The organism is Micromonospora sp. NPDC050795 (assembly GCF_044456785.1).
Taxonomy (GTDB): Bacteria; Actinomycetota; Actinomycetes; order Mycobacteriales; family Micromonosporaceae; genus Micromonospora.
This window is the reverse complement of the sequence record NZ_JBITGE010000063.1, coordinates 1-16122: the sequence shown is the minus strand read 5'-3', so window position 1 is coordinate 16122 and position 16122 is coordinate 1. Positions and strand designations below refer to the sequence as shown.

16 protein-coding genes and 1 pseudogene are annotated in these 16122 nt (G+C 68.6%); 10 read left to right on the top strand and 7 right to left on the bottom strand.

All coding sequences use genetic code 11. The annotated features are described in order from the left end of the window. The first annotated feature begins 120 nt into the window (after nt 1-120). From ACIBEF_RS31465 to ACIBEF_RS31455, 3 genes are all read left to right on the top strand, one after another. On the top strand, nt 121-858 hold the full coding sequence (locus tag ACIBEF_RS31465; RefSeq protein WP_396797026.1) for a DUF6348 family protein: 738 nt from the start codon (nt 121-123) through the stop codon (nt 856-858). Nucleotides 859-898: 40 nt separating this feature from the next. Beyond that, nucleotides 899-1297 (top strand): cupin domain-containing protein, encoded by a 399-nt coding sequence (locus ACIBEF_RS31460; protein WP_357227197.1) that lies wholly within the window; start codon nt 899-901, stop codon nt 1295-1297. A gap of 336 nt (nt 1298-1633) precedes the next feature. Continuing rightward, on the top strand, nt 1634-4456 hold the full coding sequence (locus ACIBEF_RS31455) for an immunoglobulin-like domain-containing protein (RefSeq protein ID WP_396797025.1): 2823 nt from the start codon (nt 1634-1636) through the stop codon (nt 4454-4456). A 221-nt stretch (nt 4457-4677) separates the two neighbouring features. Here the strand turns inward: ACIBEF_RS31455 and ACIBEF_RS31450 are convergent, their stop codons facing one another. Beyond that, the gene (locus ACIBEF_RS31450) at nt 4678-5043 is read right to left on the bottom strand and encodes a VOC family protein (RefSeq protein ID WP_396797023.1); all 366 of its coding nucleotides are present in this window, start codon (nt 5041-5043) and stop codon (nt 4678-4680) included. 139 nt (nt 5044-5182) lie between these two features. Between ACIBEF_RS31450 and ACIBEF_RS31445 the strand changes: the two genes are divergently transcribed. Continuing rightward, nucleotides 5183-5722, top strand: a complete 540-nt coding sequence (locus ACIBEF_RS31445) for an RNA 2'-phosphotransferase (protein WP_396797022.1) — start codon at nt 5183-5185, stop codon at nt 5720-5722. Nucleotides 5723-5800: 78 nt separating this feature from the next. On the opposite strand, the gene ACIBEF_RS31440 is transcribed toward ACIBEF_RS31445, so the two are convergent. Next, entirely contained in the window at nt 5801-5950 is a 150-nt protein-coding gene (locus tag ACIBEF_RS31440; RefSeq protein WP_396797021.1) for a hypothetical protein, read from the bottom strand. 628 nt (nt 5951-6578) lie between these two features. Here ACIBEF_RS31440 and ACIBEF_RS31435 point away from each other — a divergent pair. Continuing rightward, nucleotides 6579-7646, top strand: coding sequence for an NAD(+)/NADH kinase (locus tag ACIBEF_RS31435; protein ID WP_396797020.1), 1068 nt, complete (start codon nt 6579-6581; stop codon nt 7644-7646). Nucleotides 7647-7775: 129 nt separating this feature from the next. Here ACIBEF_RS31435 and ACIBEF_RS31430 read toward each other — a convergent pair whose 3' ends face one another. Together ACIBEF_RS31430 and ACIBEF_RS31425 are read right to left on the bottom strand one after the other, a co-directional pair. Then, the gene (locus ACIBEF_RS31430; RefSeq protein ID WP_396797018.1) at nt 7776-8135 is read right to left on the bottom strand and encodes a VOC family protein; all 360 of its coding nucleotides are present in this window, start codon (nt 8133-8135) and stop codon (nt 7776-7778) included. Nucleotides 8136-8462: 327 nt separating this feature from the next. Then, nucleotides 8463-9749 carry a hypothetical protein gene (locus ACIBEF_RS31425; RefSeq protein WP_396797017.1) on the bottom strand — a complete coding sequence of 429 codons (1287 nt, stop codon included), beginning with the start codon at nt 9747-9749 and terminating at the stop codon, nt 8463-8465. A 307-nt stretch (nt 9750-10056) separates the two neighbouring features. Here ACIBEF_RS31425 and ACIBEF_RS31420 point away from each other — a divergent pair, with 307 nt between their 5' ends. Then, on the top strand, nt 10057-11085 hold the full coding sequence (locus ACIBEF_RS31420) for a hypothetical protein (RefSeq protein ID WP_396797016.1): 1029 nt from the start codon (nt 10057-10059) through the stop codon (nt 11083-11085). A gap of 179 nt (nt 11086-11264) precedes the next feature. Further along, complete coding sequence (locus ACIBEF_RS31415; protein ID WP_396797015.1) at nt 11265-12500, top strand: hypothetical protein; 1236 nt, start codon at nt 11265-11267, stop codon at nt 12498-12500. A 169-nt stretch (nt 12501-12669) separates the two neighbouring features. On the opposite strand, the gene ACIBEF_RS31410 is transcribed toward ACIBEF_RS31415, so the two are convergent. Next, entirely contained in the window at nt 12670-12846 is a 177-nt protein-coding gene (locus ACIBEF_RS31410) for a hypothetical protein (RefSeq protein ID WP_396797014.1), read from the bottom strand. A 196-nt stretch (nt 12847-13042) separates the two neighbouring features. Here ACIBEF_RS31410 and ACIBEF_RS31405 point away from each other — a divergent pair, with 196 nt between their 5' ends. Further along, nucleotides 13043-13336: a hypothetical protein gene (locus tag ACIBEF_RS31405; RefSeq protein WP_396797012.1), complete on the top strand. Its 294-nt coding sequence runs from the start codon at nt 13043-13045 to the stop codon at nt 13334-13336. Here ACIBEF_RS31405 and ACIBEF_RS31400 read toward each other — a convergent pair. After that, a pseudogene (locus ACIBEF_RS31400) lies at nt 13329-13520 on the bottom strand (AtzH-like domain-containing protein); the annotation flags it as partial. The gene ACIBEF_RS31405 and the pseudogene ACIBEF_RS31400 overlap by 8 nt on opposite strands. A 279-nt stretch (nt 13521-13799) precedes the next feature. Beyond that, complete coding sequence (locus ACIBEF_RS31395) at nt 13800-14648, bottom strand: SDR family oxidoreductase (protein WP_396797011.1); 849 nt, start codon at nt 14646-14648, stop codon at nt 13800-13802. A gap of 99 nt (nt 14649-14747) precedes the next feature. On the opposite strand from ACIBEF_RS31395, the gene ACIBEF_RS31390 reads away from it, so the two are divergent. Both ACIBEF_RS31390 and ACIBEF_RS31385 read left to right on the top strand, forming a co-directional pair. Next, nucleotides 14748-15293 carry a TetR/AcrR family transcriptional regulator gene (locus tag ACIBEF_RS31390; protein WP_396797010.1) on the top strand — a complete coding sequence of 182 codons (546 nt, stop codon included), beginning with the start codon at nt 14748-14750 and terminating at the stop codon, nt 15291-15293. 172 nt (nt 15294-15465) lie between these two features. Beyond that, the gene (locus tag ACIBEF_RS31385) at nt 15466-16032 is read left to right on the top strand and encodes a hypothetical protein (RefSeq protein WP_396797009.1); all 567 of its coding nucleotides are present in this window, start codon (nt 15466-15468) and stop codon (nt 16030-16032) included. The last annotated feature ends 90 nt before the right edge of the window (nt 16033-16122 follow it).

Sequence of the window (16122 nt, the reverse complement as noted above, 5' to 3'; positions counted from 1 at the left end):
CGCCACCCATTTCCAGGCCACCCTCGACCTGGTCGAAACCCTTGACTGGCTACGCGCCGTCCCCGACCACCAAGATCTACGAGACAGAACCTAGCGCCTTGAGCACCACCGTTCACGGTGATGCTCGACCCTCGGCACTGGGCGGTGCCGGTACTGTCCACCACCATGATCGACCAACAGCCGACCCCACAGCCCCTCCCTGCCGAGCGGGTGCTGGAGCTTGCCGCGCCGATGCTTGCCGAGGTCGGTGGCGACTGGCTGCTGACCGAAGGGCCGATGCTGCGGTCGGGGTCGTTGGGTGTCCGGGTTCTTCCGTCGGACAGCGACGACTACCGCCACCTGGACCTGGAGATCCTGCTGAATGTCGACCGGCCGGACGTGCCAACGGTCGTCGACTGCACCCTTGGCCTCGCGGCTGATCCGGTCGAAGCGGCCCGTCGGGCGATCCAGGCGTGGATTGAGACCTGCCTGGTGACGGTCCTGGAGATGATCGAGCAACAAGGGCGACTGGCGAACCACTTCAGGTCCGGCGACCAGGGCGGGTTCGCCGGCTGGCACGCGATCGTCGGCAGTGTGACCGGGTGGTCCCGTGACGGATCGCGCGGTAAGCAGGAGTGGTTCGCCGAGGCGATGCCGTGGTCGACCCTCGCGCCGGTGATCGCGCCCGGGCTCGACCGTCCGTATCTCAACGGCGTTCGTATGCTGGTCGGCCAGGGTGGTGACTCCACCGAGTGCGAGGTCCGGATCAACGGCCAGCGGCACGAACCGTCGGCTGCGGCGCTCGCCGCCCTGGACTGGCCGCGTACCGACCGCTTCGGCCTGGCACGCACCTTCGTCCTCCTGGTTGGCCCCGACTAGAAAGCGCTCCTCGGCGGTGTCGGCCACTACAGTGGCCCTCATGTCCGTACGTCCGCCTCTTGCCGAACAGTTCGATCTGCGCCCGCACCCTGAAGGCGGCTGGTTCAGGGAAACCTATCGGTCCGCTGTCACGTTCGAGCCCGATGGCTACCCGGGCAGCCGTGCCGCCGCGACGGCGATCCTCTTTCTTCTCGAGCCGGGTGACTCGTCGGCCTGGCACACCGTGCGGTCGGACGAGATCTGGTTCTGGCACTCGGGTGGGCCGTTGGCGCTGACAGTCGGTAGGGACAGTCGGCCGACGATCCTGAGTGCCGAGTGCCCGCAGATCCTGGTTCCGGCGGGCGAGTGGCAGTCCGCGAAGCCGGCGGGCGACGAGCATGTCCTCGTCAGTTGTGTGGTGAGTCCGGGCTTCGATTTCGCCGACTTCACCATGCCGTGAGTACGCCCCCGGACGACCGCGTACCGGATCACCATCTGAACCCCGACCGGCCGAGCGGTCGGGGGGCACATCCACCACGGGCCTGGGTCGGCTCGGGCCGCAACGCATTGCGTTGACCCGGCAGCACCCCGTAGTTAGCGTTAACAAGTCCGTCCAGTTTGGAGACGAAAGCACCCGGCCAAGGAGGATCAATTGAGACTGCGACAGCCAGGAGCACGCCTCAGGCGGAGTCGGAAGGGCAGAGGTGTCGCGGTCCTGGCACTGGGTGCGCTTCTTTCGGTCTCGATCGCGGCAACGCCCTCGTACGCTGCCGAGGAGCAGCTCACCCAAGGCCTGGTGCACCACTTCGCCCTCGACGAGACCAGTGGGACGACGTTGGTCAACTCAGGTAGCGCGGGTGCGGCGGCGAACGCCACGCTCGTGAATCCCGAGAAGGCGGCCTTGACCGGCGAAGGAGTCAGGTTCAACCCCGACTCCTACGAAAGCGCCCTCGACGGCGCATACGTGGCGCTGCCGAACGACATCACCGCCGGCATGTCCAACCTCACCGTGGACTACGACGTGTGGGTCGACCCGGCGAACGTCGGCGAGCACCAGATGTGGGGTTTCGGCCGTAAGTCCGGCTCGTGTGACGCCGACACCGGCGCCGAGGGCTCCATCTTCGCGTCGAACACCCAGCGGTTCCGCATCGCCGTGGGTCCGACGAACCTCCAACAGAGCCGGGTCCGCATGCTCGAGGGTGCGTGGACCCACGTCACCTACACCCAGTCACTGAACTCGGACGGGACGAGCTGGACCGGCAGGGTCTACCTCGACGGTGTGCTGCACGCGACGTCGACGAACCTGACGACGGCGCCGTCGGTGAACGCCGCGGGGACCAACTGCAACTTCCTCGGTCGCTCGCAGACATCGGGCCACTACTCGTTCCGCGGAACGATCCGGGACTTTCGCGTTTACGACCGGGCCGTGAGCCTCGACGAGACACTTCTCCTGGCAGAGAAGACGGTCTCCGACGGCGTTCGCGCCGACGCCGCAGCCATCGACCTCGGCCGCACCAGTGCGGTGGTACGCGACCTCGTTCTGCCCAAGGTCGGCTCCGTGGCGGGCTCGGCCATCACCTGGACGAGTTCCGACCCGTCCGTCGTCGAGGTCAACACCCCGCCGGCCGTCGCCAGCGCACGCAAGGTCGCGGTGACCGGCGGGATCACCCGGCCCGCACAGGGACAGGCCGACGCGACAGCCACGCTCACGGCGACTGTCCGCAAGGGCGCGCAGGAGGTCACCACACGGGAAATCCCCGTGGTGGTGAAGGCCGAGTTCGATGATGCGCAGGCTGTCGACCGTGACGCCTTCGATCTGACAGTGGACGGCGCCGACGGCGTACGCGGAAACCTCGACCTCGCCGCCGAGGGCGAGTTCGGATCCACGATCACCTGGAGGTCGACCACCGGTCTCGTCACCCCGACGGGCGTGGTCAGCCGCCCGGCCTTCGGCCGTGCGGACGTTGCCGCCACCCTGACGGCGACCATCAAGAAGGGGAGGGCCTCGCAGAAGAAGTCGTTCCCGGTGACCATCACCGCCCTGCCGCGATCAGAGGAGTACGAGCGGTACTTCATGGGCTACTTCAAGGGAGAGGGAATCGCCGACGGCGAGCAGATCATGTTCGCCACGTCCAACGGAAACACCGCTCTGGACTGGACCGGTCTGACCGGAGGTCGGCCGTCACTCATCTCCCAGCTGGGCGACCAGGGGCTTCGTGACCCGCACATCGTCCGCTCCCCCGACGGCGACACGTTCTACATGATCGCCACCGACCTGAACTGGTACGACCAGGGCGGGTACGCCATCAACGACACGCAGTACATCGAGGTGTTCGAGTCGCACGACCTGGTGAACTGGACCCCTCAGCGGCACGTGAAGGTGGCACCCGACAACGCGGGCAACGCCTTCGCACCAGAGTCGCTGTGGGTCGAAGAGCTCGGCGCCTACGTCGTGTTCTGGGCCCAGTCGCTCTGGAACGACCCCGTGAACCGCACCGGTCAGGGGAACGCGCAGATGTGGTACGCCACGACGCGGGACTTCAAGACGTTCTCCCCTCCCCAGGTCTGGCAAGATCCGGCACCGCTGTCGCGGATCGACACGACCGCGATCCGCGTCGGTGACCACTACTACCGGGTGACCAAGAACGAGGCCGGCAACCAGGGCTCGGACATCTTCTCGGAGAAGCACACCGACTTCCTGGACAGCAACATCAACAACTGGACGTTGGTCGCGCCAGCTCTAGGGCGCACGACGTGGGTCGCCAACCAGGGGTACGAGGGACCGGTCATCTTCAAGACCAACCCCGGTGACACCGCCTGCCCCGGCCAGTTCTACCTCTGGGGTGACCGGTACACGAACGGTGGTGGGTACCAGGCCGCGTGTCACGAGAACATCGAGGCTCCCACGTGGAACGCCAAGGCGATCACGATGACCAACGCAGGTGTCGTCCGTCCCCGGCACGGCACCGTGATCCCGCTGACCGTCCGCGAGTGGAACGACATCCGCGGAATCCCGAACAGCGACGTCACCACCACCACCGAGGTGGCTGTCGCCCCGTACGCGAGCGGGGCCCAGACGACCACTGCCACCGTGACGGTCACGGCAGCTGACGGGTTCGAGACCGGCGGTCGGGTACGGATCAGCGTCGGCTCGTGGTCGAAGCTCGCCCACCTGAGCGACGGTGCGGCAACTGTCACGCTGCCGACGGGTCTGCCCGCGGGTCCCCGCACGGTCAAGGCCGAGTACCTCGGCTTCGACTACCTCAAGGCGTCGGACGGTACGGCGCCGTTCGAGGTGCCCTCAGGCCCGGCCGCCGTCAAGGTCATGGCGAAAGCCACGCCGGCGTCGGTTGTCCGCGGGGATACGTTCACACTGAACGTGACCGTCGGGCCGGCGGGCGGACCGAAGCAGCACGCTCCCACCCCGACCGGCGAGGTCACCGTCACCTTCGGCGGCAGCGCGTACGTCGCGCCACTGGCGCACGGCAAGGCCGTCGTCGAACTGCAGACCGCCGACCTGCAGCCCGGGGCCTACCGGGTCCACGTCGCCTACTCCGGCAACCCGACCTATCAGCCCTACGCCGCCGACTACCAGACGTTGACGGTACGGAAGAAGTAGGCACCCCGACGAGGCGCGCCACAGGAGTGGGCGGGCGAGATCGATCTCGCCCGCCCACTGCCCGTGGGCCCGCGTCTCACCCCGGCCTGCGGCATGCCGGCTCGACACCTCGCGTCCGACGCCGCGCGGACATCCTCCACCGGTATCGCCACAGTCACGCCTCGTGGCGCTCCAATCGCGGCGGATGTGCGCGTTCTTTCGTCGGTCGTGCCGCCGGGACGTCATTTCTGGTAATACTGCACGACGCAGAACTCGTTGCTCTCCGGGTCGGCCATTACCAGAACCGCGCCTTCCGGGTAGTCGTGCCGTTCGCCGGTCCACCGGCCGCCCAGCGCCCCGATCCGGTCCACCGCTTCACCGGCGTCGGCGACAGCGATGTCCAGGTGCAGACGCACCTTGCCGACCTTGGGCTCCGGGACCGGTTGGAACGTCAACACCGGCCCGCCGTCGGTGACGATGACCCGCCGCCAGCCGGGTAGGGACTCCATCACCCGGCCGCCGAGCACGGCGGACCAGAAGTCAGCCAGCTTCTGTGGATCTTGACAATCTATCGTGACGCCGGCAAGTCGGCCCAAGGTCGTCGTCATGGGCCCCAACGTAGCCGTGCCACAAAGCCCTTGTCAGGGAGCATTCAGCTCGGCAAATCAGTACAACGGCAGCACCGCAAGCTTGCGCGGCACTCAGGGCCGTTCGTTCCACCCCGCTGCCCCCGACCACAATGGGACCGTGGATCGCGAGCGCCTGGTGAAGTTGAGCAAACGGATGTCGATGGCCCTCCGGCACGACCCCGGCCGAGCCGGCCTGGTGCTCGACCCGGGCGGTTGGACTCCCGTCGACGCTCTGCTCGCCGCCCTACGGATCGAGCGGGCCGAGCTTGACGCGGTCGTCGCCGGCAACGACAAGCAGCGGTTCGCTGTCGAGCGCGGCACCGACGGGGTGCTGCGAATCCGGGCCAACCAGGGCCACTCGGTCCCGGTGGACCTCGGGCTGCCCCCGGTGACCCCACCGGACCGGCTCTACCACGGCACCAGCGCCGGCGCGCTGGAGTCGATCCGGGCCACCGGCCTGCACCGTGGCGGCCGGCACCACGTCCATCTCTCCACCGACACCGAGACCGCCCGTCGGGTCGGTGCCCGGCGGGCCGGTCGGGTCGTGATCCTCACCGTCGACGCGGCGGCGATGGCCGCCGACGGGCACGTGTTCCACCGCAGCGCGAACGGCGTCTGGCTGACCGACGCGGTCCCTGCCAGCTATCTGCTCGACTGAGCTCTGGCCTGGCCCGGGCCGCCGCGCGGGAAGCTGACGGCGATGCCGGCAGGCGTCGTTCGTGTGCTGATCTCCCCCTTATTCGAATTCCTCGACGAGCCGCACGTCGGGCGCGGCGTCCGGTTCCTCGACGAGCCGCACGTCGGGCGCGGCGTCCGGGTGCAGGAAACCCAGCAGCGCGGCACCTTCGGCGGCCACCGCGTCGCGGTCGGCGGCAGTCAGCGGCACGAAGAGCCGAACGGTGAGCGCCGCAGCTGCGACCGTCCACGGCCCACACGACCCGCCGCAAGAGCGAATGTACGGCTCCGCCGGTCCCCTGACGGCAAGCGGGCGTATCGGCGGCGTCAATTCCCGGCCGGCTTGCGTATCAGCGGTGTGAAGAGCCTTGTCGCGCACACCCCGTACGCGATGTGCTCGTTGCCGCAAGGGCGAGGTGAAAGGAACGACAGTGGCCAGATCGACGTGGCGCACACCCGGTGGGGCTTGTACGAGCCCAGACGTAGTGGACGGGCGACCGGTGCGGTCCAGACAGGGCATCGGCCGTCCCCCACGTCCGGGGAGCGCTTGTCGCTAGCTGCTCTCGACGCCTGCACCCCGTCGGGCGGCGGGTTCGAGCCGGTTCGGCTTCGAACCCGCCGCAGCTTCCCTCTCCTCGGAGAAGCAGGAGCACAGCGACAGCTGACAGCACACCGGTGCACAGGAGTCAGATGGCCGAGGCCTTCCGGACCGCTCTGGTCATCAAGCCAGCAGCGGCATCGGAGTGCTTCGCGCCTTGCCGTAGGCCCGGTACGTAGGGTGATGCCAGTGGTTTCATCGTCAGATGAGGTGACAGCCGAGAGGGCGTGGAGGGGTTCGAGTGCTCGTTGGCGTTGTCGTACACCCGACCAGGCCGCAGGCCGCCGAGACGGCGGAGATGGTCTCCCGGATCTGCGCCGAGCACGGTGCCACGTCGCAGACCCTGAACGTCTGGCAGGACGAGCACAGCGCCGCCGACGTGCTGGCCGAGCTGGCGCAGCGACCTCAACTCGTCGTCACCATCGGCGGCGACGGCACTCTCCTGCGCGGATCGGCCGTCGCCGTCGAGGCCGACGCACCCGTTCTCGGCGTGAAGGCCGGCCGGGTCGGCTTCCTCACCCCGTTCGCCGCGACGGACCTGCCGAGGGTGCTCGCCGCCGCCCTGGCCGGACGCGCACCCATCCAGGAGCGGATGCTGCTCACCCTGCGGGCGTCGCGACCGCTGCAGATCCCACCGGAGCTTCGGACTCTGCTGCGCTACGGCCGCGGTCCCGATGCCGTCCCGCCTCTCCCCCGGCCGAGCACGCCCGACGAAGTGGGTTGGGGTGTCCCGTTGGGCTTGAACGCCCTCAACGACGTCGTGTTCGAAAAACTCGGCCGGGACCGGCAGACCAGCGTGGCCGTATACCTGTCCGGACGGCTGTTCGCCACCTACTCCGCCGACGGCGTCATGGTCGCCTCACCGACCGGCTCCACCGCCTACTCCTTCGCCGCAGGCGGACCGGTCCTGTCGCCGCGCCTCAACGCCCTCGTCTTCACCCCGGTCGCCCCGCACATGGCGTTCAACCGCAGCATCGTCACCGCCCCGGACGAACCAGTCGGTGTCCAGGTGCTCCCTCGCTCGGGTCAGGTCACCGTCGTCGTCGACGGACGCGTACACGGAATCCTCGACCCCGGCGACTGGGTCGCCGTCTATCCCGCCCGACGCCGCGCGAAGCTCATCGTCGCCGACATCGACGACTTCTTCGGCCGACTCCGGGACCAGTTCTCCCTCGCCGACGCTCCCGCCGCCCGCGCCGACACCGACAGCCAGCCGCCGATGCTGATCTACCGACCGGACCTACCGGTACCAGAGGACCTGCAACACCTGCACCTGCCGACCGAGAAGGCCGCATCCAGAGGCGAGTAGCAGCGGTGACCCAGAGCGAACGGCATCGCCCGGAGTTGGTCGCGGGACTGGTGGCAAACCCACCGAGCCACCAGCCCGGGTGGCGACGAGGCTAGCTGTGGAGCTGGCCAGCGATCGCGAGGCAGGAGGTCACACGTCGGCTTCGAGAGCGAAGGTGTTGCCGTCCGGGTCCTGGAACCACGCGATACGCCCACCTCCGGCCCGCGCGGTGATCCCCTTGGCGTCGTGCTCGAGCTGCTCGTAGCGAACGAACCCGACGCCGGACGAGGAGAGCTCGTCGACAATCTGGTCGATGTCGTCGACGTACCACGTCGCCAGCGTCGCCGGGGTCTTCCCGGCAGTGACCGACTGGTACACGTTCAACGCCGGCCCGCCACCGGAGCCATAGACGCGGCTTCCGTCGGCGATGGTGGCGCTGGGGCCGGATCGCAACGCCCGCAGGCCCAGCGCGCCCTCGTAGAAGGCCACGGCCTTCTCAATGTCGGACACGGCGACCGAGGTTCTGAGGTGGTACGCGCTCAAGGGCATGAACCACTCTGGCAGGTACCCCACGAATCGGGGCGCCGAACCGACGACTGTTCCGGTGCCCTTCGATCCGGGAAGGCGCCGAGGGCGACCTGGAGCGGACGCTCGGGACAATCTGGCCGTGCTCGACCTCGCCGCTGTCTGGACACAGAGACGAGCCTTCTACGCATACTTGGTGACAGGGCTAGGCGGTCAATCCTTCTTTGCCGACATCGTCGTGCCTTCGGCGGGCATCCGTCGACGACTGGTCCTCTCTCTCGCGTGTGCGCTGGGTGCGGTGGAGGTGGCGCGTCAGCTCGCCTGCCCGCCGAAGCGGGCGCGGATGTCGCTCGGGTAGGACCCTTTCTGCCAGATCACCGAGAATCGGCCCGTCGGGCTGGACGCCGGCTGCGCGTAGCGCCCGTCCGGGGCGAGGATTTCGGGCGCCCCGAACACGCCGTCCGACCCGATGGTCCGGGCGTGCACCTGGCTTGTCGAGAAGTCCGGGCTGGGTGCCTGCCAGGTGACGAGGCCGTCGCCGTCGTCGTCCAGGGTGAGCTTCGGCCAGTCGCCGGCACCCAGCCGGGTGACCGGGCCGAGGGTGCCGGTGCTGGAGATCGAACGGGCGAAGACCTGCCTGCCGTCGGAGGTCCAGCGACCCCAGGTCAGCACCGCGTCGCCGTCGAGGTCGCCGGCGAGTTCGTCGAAGAGCGTCAGCTCGTGGGCGGCTGGCGACACGCTGATGACGCTGCCCAACGTGTCGGTGTGGCGGTAGTGCCGCACCCGCAGGCGAGGCAGCTCACCCGCCTTCACCCAGCGGTAGCTGATCACGGCGTCTCCGTCCCGGTCTACAGCCAGCGAGACGCTTGCGTACCTGACATCGGTGGCCGTCCCGGCGATGACGCGCAGCGGTGAGACCCCCTCCGGGCGGACCCGGCGCGCGACGACCCGCTCGTAGCTCTCCGTCCAGGCGACGACGGCGGTCCCGGTGCGGTCGACGGCCACGACCGGCTGGTCGACGCCGACGCCCAGGGTCAGCTCCGGGCCGAGCGAGCTGTCCGCGCCGAAGTAGCGTGCCTTCGTCGTGTACGCGCCGTCGCGGATCTCCGTCCAGGTGACCAGCGCCAGACCCGAGGGGTCGACCGCGACGGCCGGACTGACCCCGTGCCACGTCGTGATCATCCGCAGCGGCCCCAGGTCGCCGGTGGCGGACACGCGGCGGCCCGCCACGAGGCCGTCCTGTGTCCACACCACCGCGGAGTCACCGTCGTCGTCGGACGCGACCTTGGGCCAGGACGCGGACGCGCCGAGCGGCGACAGGGTCTGGACCGGCCCGAGCACGCCGTCGACCGACACGGTCTGCGCCTTCACCTGGTCGTAGCAGCCGCTCGCGGCGCTGTCGCAGCCAGCCCAGGCGAGCAGCGAGTCACCCTGCCGGTCGACCGCGACGAAGGGCTGGTCCTGCCCGCTCCAACCGGCTTCCGACACGACCTGGACCGGGGACCAGGTGGCCGCCCGCGCCGGCGCCGGGATGACCGCCAGGACGGTCAACGCGCCGACCACGCCGGCGGTGAGCCGTCGCGCACGCCGTCCGGCCACAGCTCTGTCTGCTCGGTGCATCGTCGCCCCCCTCGATCGATGAACATGCTTGATCCAGAGCATCGTGCCATCGACACGGCTGCACCGCTCGCCGGAAGCGGGTACGCGAAGCGGCTTCGCCGTCCGCCCCTCGCGAGGCCGCTGACCATCGAGCGACCAGCAGCGCGGTAACGACACCCTGGTGGGGCATCGTCCGGCATTAACATTCACTCGCCTCGAACTGCGGTCGGATTCAGGTCATGGCCGGGACTTCGGCCGACGCGGCACCCTCCCGGGCGCCTTTTCTCAACTCTGAAGGAGTCGACACGTGCGGAAAGCATTCAGCATGCTCGTGGCGCTGCTGATCATCACCGGCTCCGCGCAGGCCGCGCGGGCGGATGCGGGGCCGGTGACGAGAGTGACGCTGACGAGCGGGAACAACTTCTACTCAAGAGTCGAGGAGCGCCTGCTGAGCCGAACGGTCACGCTCTCGGCCGGAGAGTCGAGGCACGTACGGGGCCGTCTTGAGGCGACGAGCAGCGTCACGCAGATCGTGGCGATGAACAACACGCTCAAGTGCGTGGACGCGGGCGGCACCGTGGTCGGCACCACCTCAACGTCGTCGCGCAACCACGAGGGCTCGGACACCACGTACTACGCCACGCCGGGGCATCTGCCGATCTACGCCGACCTGCTGTTCACCGCGTCGTCGGCCGGCACCTACACCTGCGGCCTCTACGGATACACGGCCTCCAGCTCGCTCACCGATTACCATCTGACCGCCGTCGCCACCAACACCTGGCTCGAGGTGAGCGACACCAACCAGGTGGGCGCACGCTGGTGGCAGAACCCCTCCTGCAACAGCACCGGGACGTCCAGCACCTGCACCTACGTCGGCGCGGGCACCTCCACGGCCTGGGTGTTCTACAACGACGGCACGCCCGTGTACAAGTGGAACGCCCACAGCAACGCCATCAGCGTCCAGGCGCTGGCCAATCTCGAGCTCACGACCTGCTACACCGGTACCGCCTCGTGCAGCAGCAGCGTCGACGCCTACGAAATGCCGCGCGGCACGAACGCTGTGGTGGATGCGCGCTTCGAGATGATCCAGCTGGACACGACGGCGCACACCTGTCGCACGACGAGCACGGCGACGTCCCGCAAGACGATCCGCGACGACGCGCACCACTACGTCGCGAACTTCGCCCTGTCCGGCATCCCGGTCGACCCGACCTGCGGCACCCGTAACTTCATCATGCGGATCTTCGTGCAGCACGTCTCCGGCAACCCGATCAAGATCGACGGCGTACAGAGCACCACGTCGCTCACGAACGGCATCGCCATGAACGTTTTCTGACGGGTCGCACGGTCGTACACCGGTCCAGGAGCCCCCGCGTGGGGGCCCTGGACCCGTTTCGTGTCTGGACGAATGAAGCAAGTCAGACTATGTCGTTTATCAATGCGTGGGACATCGCCGCCGCGATCGGGACTATACGATCACCGCACCATCCGGGCACCATCCACTAAGGAGGCTCCATGCGTAAAAGCATGGTGTTGCTCTGCTGCCTAGTCACCACGATCGCGCTCACACCGTCCGCCGCTCAGGCGAAGGAGTCTTCGGCCGGGTCGGCCCCGCAACCCGGCTTCGCCGCAGCAGTCGACGTCGAGGCGATGACCGCGCAGTTCCACCGACTGGAAGCCGCTGCCGCCGCGCACCCCGACGGCGCGGGCGGCACCTACTTCGACGAGGCGACTGGTCAACTGGTCGTGCGCCAGGTACAGAACGCCGAAGGTGCCCGGCTTCGCTCCGCGGTCGGCTCCCGCTCGCGCCAGGCGGGAGAGGTCCCGGTCCGGTTCGAGACCACCGCGGTACCGATCAAGCGGCTGGAAGCCGCAGCCGAGCGGCTGGCAACCAGCCGCGCCTGGGCTGGCTCCCACGCCGACAGCGTTGACCGTGTGAAGCTGGACCGCCTGGCCGGAGAGGTCGTCATCCACGCTTCCGGGGACGCGGACGCACTCGTCGCCGCGGCCGTCAAGGCTACCGGCGTGACTCCCCGGGTATCGGTCTCGCAAGCCGGGATCACGCCCGCCAGCCGCCGGGTCGACACCAGCCCGTACTACGGCGGGTTGGCGATGTTCAACTACAACGTCACCGCCGCGGGGGACAACCCGCGTACCGTGAACGCGTACTGCACCACCGGCTTCCGGATGACTCGCGGGGGAACGAACAGCAACTGGGTGACGACCGCTGGGCACTGCGGTGCCAATGGCACCACCTTCTGGCACAACGGCGGCTGGAACCTCCGCGTCAGCTCGAACTACCTGACCCTGGGCACGGACGTCTCCATGGTCGCCGGCGAGAACGGGGCCTACTTCAGCCGGTACTCCTGGTTCGGCGAGCGCGACACGTCGACGGCCAACCCCGTCACGGCGAAGCTGACCGGGTGGCCCGCCATCGGCTCCGCCGTCTACATCTCCGGCTCCAACGGCGGCCTGGTGTACGGCAAGGTCACCGACACCGGCAACACCGGATGCACCGGCTCCCCGGTGGTGGAGGTCGACACCGTCACCGGACACGCGCAGGACGGTCCCGTGCTCGGCGGTGACTCGGGCGGGCCGGTGACGAGGTGGAACACCGCCACCTCAGCAACGAACGACCTCGTCGCCGAGGGCAGCGTCACCTGTTCCGACCGTAGCAGTTACGCCGAGTTCGACCCGATCCACCGCATCGAGGCGGCGACGGGCGCCGTCGTCGTGGTCGCTGGCACCTGACAGAAGCCTGTGCGGGCGGTGTGCTGACTGACGCCGCCCGCACACCACCGCGACGTTCTCACCGCCGAACGCCGCGACCGCGCACCCGTGCGCTGGTGTGCAGGTCCATGTCGTGCCAGCCGTCCGCATGGCGAGCCTCGCTGCGCTTTGCGGGTCGCAGCCAGGTCACTCAACGGCGCCTGCGCATGCCCGGCAGCACGGCCCGGGCCTGCTCGGAACTGACCTCCTCGACCGCGCCGCTGAGCATGTGCCCGGCGTTGTCGATCAGTACGTCGATGCCCTCGGAGTCGGCGCCGCGCGCGCTGACCCGCGCGCTGCGGCTGAGCTTGCTTGCAGAAGCCCGCACTGATTGCCCGCAGGCCCAGTGATCGATGGGTGTGAGACTCCAGCTAGGACAGCCTTCGACGTCAGGAGATCCGCCCCGGTGGCAAGTGTTCGTACAACCTCGGACATGCGCGAACATCCCGACCATAGCGATCGCCGAATTGGCACCCATACGCTGAGTGCCGACCACAGCTCAACAGAGGAAGCGAGGCCAGGTCTTGAAGAAATCACTGGCGCTGGCAGCAGCCGTCATGCTCCCGCTCGGCGTGCTGGCCGTGCCGAGTGCCGCGCTCGCCGCCGGTTGTACGAACAGCTCGGCCATCAACATGCGGTTCGCGGACATGTCACCATTCCGCTCCGGCTACAGCAGCACATCCCCGGTGATTGGTTACGCCTTTTCGGCCTACACCTATTCGATGAACGGCCGCTGCACCAGTGCGGCCGGCCTCCTGTGGTACCGGGCTGCTGGCTCACCTCCGATGTACATCTACAGCGCCCACCGAATCAACTAGCTCCCCGCACCGGGCAGCCCGGAACGAAGATGTGGGCGGTGACGATCCGCCAGCCGACGGGTAGGCGTACCCGGATCTGGGTCTGCCGTCCGGTGGGCGCGCCGCTGGCGTACCCGAAGCGGTTCGTCACCACCGCGAGGTCCCTGCCGAACGTGGCGACCACCGGGTCCACCAGCCGGAGACCGGCCGGCGGTGGCGGCTGCCTGGCCTGGCGACGTCATGCTTGGGCAGCTCCTCCCACAGCTCCGCCTCTCGACGCGTGAACTCTGGCGATCGTTGCGCCTTCAGTGCGTCGAGCACGATGGGCAGATGGTTGGCGTTCTGGTTCAAACGAAGCGCTCGCCAGGCCAAGAACGACGATGTGACACCTGCGAGTCCCCTCGGACCCTGATGCCTCAACGCGGGACGGACGTGTGCGTCGGCCCGGCCCCCGCCAGCCCGACCCACGCCGTAGATGAAGCAGTCACACTTTCTCCGGCGGCCCCTGGCCGACGGAGAAGCCGAGATGAGCCCCTCCGGACGCGTCGATCACCTGGCCGCTCACCCAACGGCCCGCCGGAGAGGCAAGGAAGGCGACCACGTCCGCGACATCCTCCGGTTCTCCAACACGGCGCAGGGCCGATAGCCCGGTCACGGCCTCACGGAGTGCCGGCTGGGCGTCGAACCACGCCGCGTTGACCTCGGTGGCGGTGGTCCCAGGCATCACCGCGTTCACCGTGATACCCCTGGCACCAAGTTCCTGCGCCAACGTGACGCTGAACGTGTTGATTGCCCCCTTCGTCATGGCGTATACAAGCGTGTCGGGTATCGCTATCCGGGTGGCGACGGACGAGACATTGACGATCCGGCCGCCGTCCCGCAGCCGGTCTACTCCACGCTGAACCACGAAGAACGGCGCCTTGACGTTGATCGCGAACAGTTCGTCGAAATCGTCCGGCCGTGCGGTGGCCAGAGTCGGCGTGGCCCCTCCGATCGCCGCGTTGTTCACCAGCACGTCAACTCCGGGCCGTACGCCACGCTCGGCCAACCCGGCGTCCACGGCGGCCCAGAGTCGATCGGCGTCACCCACGACGCCGAGCTGTGCGCCGACCGCGAACGCCGCGCCACCCGCCTCGATGATCTGAGCAACGGTTTCCTCGGCACCAGACTCGTTCGTGCCGTAGTGCACTGCGACCAGCGATCCGTCCGCGGCGAGGCGCTTGGCGATCGCGCGACCGATGCCCCGGCTCGCGCCGGTGACGAGGCTGGTGGTGCCATCTGTTGTTCTCAACTCTTGTCTCCTGCTCCTCGTATCGGTAACCGGACCGACCATCCAGCCCTTGTCGGCCGTGCCGCAACGCACTGAGAGAAGCCGACCTCCAGTTGCCGCACTTCCGCGTGCAGGGGAGGGTTCCGCGCGTACGCTCGTCCGATGCGCTGGGACGCCGAGGAGAAGCGACAGCGGATCCTGGCCGCGGCACGGCGCGCCTTCGCCGACAAAGGTGAGGACGTCACGGTGGCTCGGATCGCCCGCGACGCCGGCGTGTCCGTCGCCACCGTCTACCGGCGTTTCCCCACGCGGGACAGCCTCATCGCCAACGCATACGCCGATCAGTGGAACGATTGCGCGGCCATGCACTCCGCAGCCCTGCGTGACCCTGATCCGGCGCGTGCGCTGCGGGAGCTGATCCGTACGCTCTGCGCATATCAGGTGCAGGACAGAGGCTTCACCAGGGCTTACGTCAACGCGGTGGTCGCCGGGCACGGGCTCGACCACGAACGGCAGGAGACCGAACGTGTCATCGCCCAGCTCCTGAAGCAAGCGCAGGCGGCCGGGACCGTCCGCGCCGACCTGACCGTCGCCGACTTCCGGCTACTGATCGCCGCGCACCACGGCGTCGTCCTGGCCGCCGGCCCCGGCGCCGCAGCGCATTCCCAGCGCTACCTGTCACTGATGCTGCGCTCGCTCCTGCCCTGACGACGGGGTCCGTCCGCAGCTGTGGTGTTCACCGGACACCGCCACGGCCCGCTCCTGCTCGCCGCGACTCGCCGGCATCGGGTAAGCGTTGGCATCGGGCAACTTTGTTGCAGGCGACGGACGGCGATCTTGACGGCCTGCGACCGGGCGACGGTTGCCTATAATCGGCCGCATGACACCCTGGACCTTCGCTCGGGAGGGCACACTGGACCCGGCCGGGCACGCGGAGATCGCGGCCACCCTCCGGGCAGCGTTCCCGACCTACCCTGGCGCTTTCGAGGGGCGGCGGAGCTGGGCGGGCGCCCGGCCCGAGCTGCGGGTCACGATCAGGGACGACGCCGGGGTCGCCGCCCATGCCGGCGTGCTGCGCCGTTTCATCCAGGTGGTCGGTCCCGACCGGACGGTCGAGCAACTGGTGGCCGTGGTCGGACTGGTTGCGGTACGTCCCGACCGGCAGGGTTCCGGGATCGGCCGGCAGATTGGTGCCGGTATCGCGGCGGCGTTGGACGAGCTGGCGGTCCCGTTCGGGCTGCTCGGCTGCAACGAGCCGGTACGCGGCTACTACCGCTCAATCGGGTGGCAGCCACTGCCACCGACCCGCTCGTTCTACTGCCCGCTCGACGTCGAGGACCCGGCCCGGGTGACGGACAGCAGCGACGGCTGGTTCGTGCTGCCGGTGACCGAGCCGTTCGATCGTTGGCCCGGCGGCGACCTGCACTGGAACGGCGCCCAGGTCTAGACGAGTAAGTCCGAAGTTGGTTCAGTGGTCGTAGGCGATCAGGGATCTCGTCACGGGCTGGCCGGTGGTCCGGTTGTGCCAGATCGCGGC

Coding starts and splice junctions, on each gene's coding strand:
- ACIBEF_RS31460 (WP_357227197.1), top strand. CDS start 899: ATGTCCGTACGTCCGCCTCTTGCCGAACAGTTCGATCTGCGCCCGCAC.
- ACIBEF_RS31415 (WP_396797015.1), top strand. CDS start 11,265: ATGCGTAAAAGCATGGTGTTGCTCTGCTGCCTAGTCACCACGATCGCG.
- ACIBEF_RS31450 (WP_396797023.1), bottom strand. CDS start 5,043: ATGACGACGACCTTGGGCCGACTTGCCGGCGTCACGATAGATTGTCAA.
- ACIBEF_RS31390 (WP_396797010.1), top strand. CDS start 14,748: ATGCGCTGGGACGCCGAGGAGAAGCGACAGCGGATCCTGGCCGCGGCA.
- ACIBEF_RS31385 (WP_396797009.1), top strand. CDS start 15,466: ATGACACCCTGGACCTTCGCTCGGGAGGGCACACTGGACCCGGCCGGG.
- ACIBEF_RS31465 (WP_396797026.1), top strand. CDS start 121: ATGCTCGACCCTCGGCACTGGGCGGTGCCGGTACTGTCCACCACCATG.
- ACIBEF_RS31395 (WP_396797011.1), bottom strand. CDS start 14,648: ATGGTCGGTCCGGTTACCGATACGAGGAGCAGGAGACAAGAGTTGAGA.